The sequence below is a fragment of the Acinetobacter sp. GWC1_38_13 genome (assembly GCF_001767535.1).
Lineage (GTDB): Bacteria > Pseudomonadota > Gammaproteobacteria > Pseudomonadales > Moraxellaceae > Acinetobacter > Acinetobacter junii.
The window spans coordinates 1-1,276 of sequence record NZ_MELG01000101.1 but is presented as its reverse complement, the minus strand read 5'-3'; the positions used below and the strand labels follow the sequence as shown (position 1 = coordinate 1,276).

Sequence of the window (1,276 nt, the reverse complement as noted above, 5' to 3'; positions counted from 1 at the left end):
ATCCATGCCAAGGGGTTTGACCTGTGAATGCCATAGTTTCAACTAAATGTGCCATGAGCAGAATTCCTCTATAAAAATAAAGATGTGATGTTTAAAACTTAAAATGCAGTGTGTTTAGGGGTGTTGCAGCTCGGGTTGAGACAGCGATGAATGAGGTAATTCATTAATCAGCCACTGCAAAGCTTTGTCCGCATTGCAAACATTGGTAATGTTGAGCCGCGTGGTAATGTCGATAAAAGTAATGTTGACTGACCAAGATCAATACGCCCCCTGCAACTACGCCAATCAATCCACCGACATAGGGGGGAATGCCCGCACTTCTTGCCAGCTTTATTCCAAGTACAGCCATCGTGAAGGGTGAGAAGTTTTCTAGGATTTTTTCAAAATACTGAGGGCCATGCGCTTGTGTGGCTTTCAAGATCACTTGATCTGAATGGCAATAAGGACAATGTACGGGATTCATCATGAGTGTCCTCGCAGTGAGTAAAGTGATGACAAGCATTCTCTGTAGGCATAAAAAAACCATGCCCAATTTGGGCATGGTTGTTTGCTTGCTTTTGCGCTATACAGTGATACTCGTCCTGAGTTTTGCCGTGTTATTTAAAGCGATAACTTGCTGCACCTTGATCTGTTTCAATATCAACTTTCACAATCGATTCGTAAGAGCAGTTTAAATATAACTCTAAGGCTTGGCCCATTTGGAAATGTGCTGGTAATTGAATGGGATTACGGTAGCGTGCGGTATATCCACAACGGCCATTATTCACATCCACTTTATTCAGTGTGATTGGATTTGCATCGAGTGAACGGATGGTGAGGATCACATAAGTCCGATCGTATAATCCGCCTGGGCTATATTCCGTATTGAGCGTAACTTCCATTTGTTCAGGATTAAATTCAGTACCACATCCCGATAAGCTCAAAGGAAGTATGAGTAGTATAGGCAATAGGAAAATCTTCAATCTATTCATCATTATTTTATCCTCTATTTGATAAGGCTTGATTTGTGTTTGGACAGTCGTCAGCGACTCATTGCGTTCGCTTGGTGCTGGTTGTTCAAATAGGTAATATGTATTTGAAATTTCTTTATTTTGATTTTCCGTCAAAGAGACGCTAGCAGTGCTTCTAAACAACTGCGTGCTTGATTGATCTGCTGCGCCTGTTGTTCAATCAATTGCCTCACCGCTGAAGGTAATTGTTGGTATTGGTCAGGATGGAAGTCAGCCATCTTACGACGGTAGGCAAGCGTGAGGCTTGGTCGATCTAATTGTTCAGG

General features: G+C 42.2%; 3 protein-coding genes. All 3 read right to left on the bottom strand.

Going from position 1 to position 1,276, the window contains the following annotated elements:
* Positions 1-163: 163 nt before the first annotated feature.
* On the bottom strand, positions 164-463 hold the full coding sequence (locus tag A2003_RS10740) for a hypothetical protein (protein ID WP_075696204.1): 300 nt from the start codon (positions 461-463) through the stop codon (positions 164-166).
* A gap of 133 nt (positions 464-596) precedes the next feature.
* Positions 597-971 (bottom strand): hypothetical protein, encoded by a 375-nt coding sequence (locus A2003_RS10735; RefSeq protein WP_353743765.1) that lies wholly within the window; start codon positions 969-971, stop codon positions 597-599.
* Positions 972-1,102: 131 nt separating this feature from the next.
* Positions 1,103-1,276: J domain-containing protein (locus A2003_RS15075; RefSeq protein ID WP_502685959.1), on the bottom strand; the 174-nt coding region annotated here is incomplete at its 5' end.

Coding starts and splice junctions, on each gene's coding strand:
- A2003_RS10740 (WP_075696204.1), bottom strand. CDS start 463: ATGAATCCCGTACATTGTCCTTATTGCCATTCAGATCAAGTGATCTTG.
- A2003_RS10735 (WP_353743765.1), bottom strand. CDS start 971: ATGAATAGATTGAAGATTTTCCTATTGCCTATACTACTCATACTTCCT.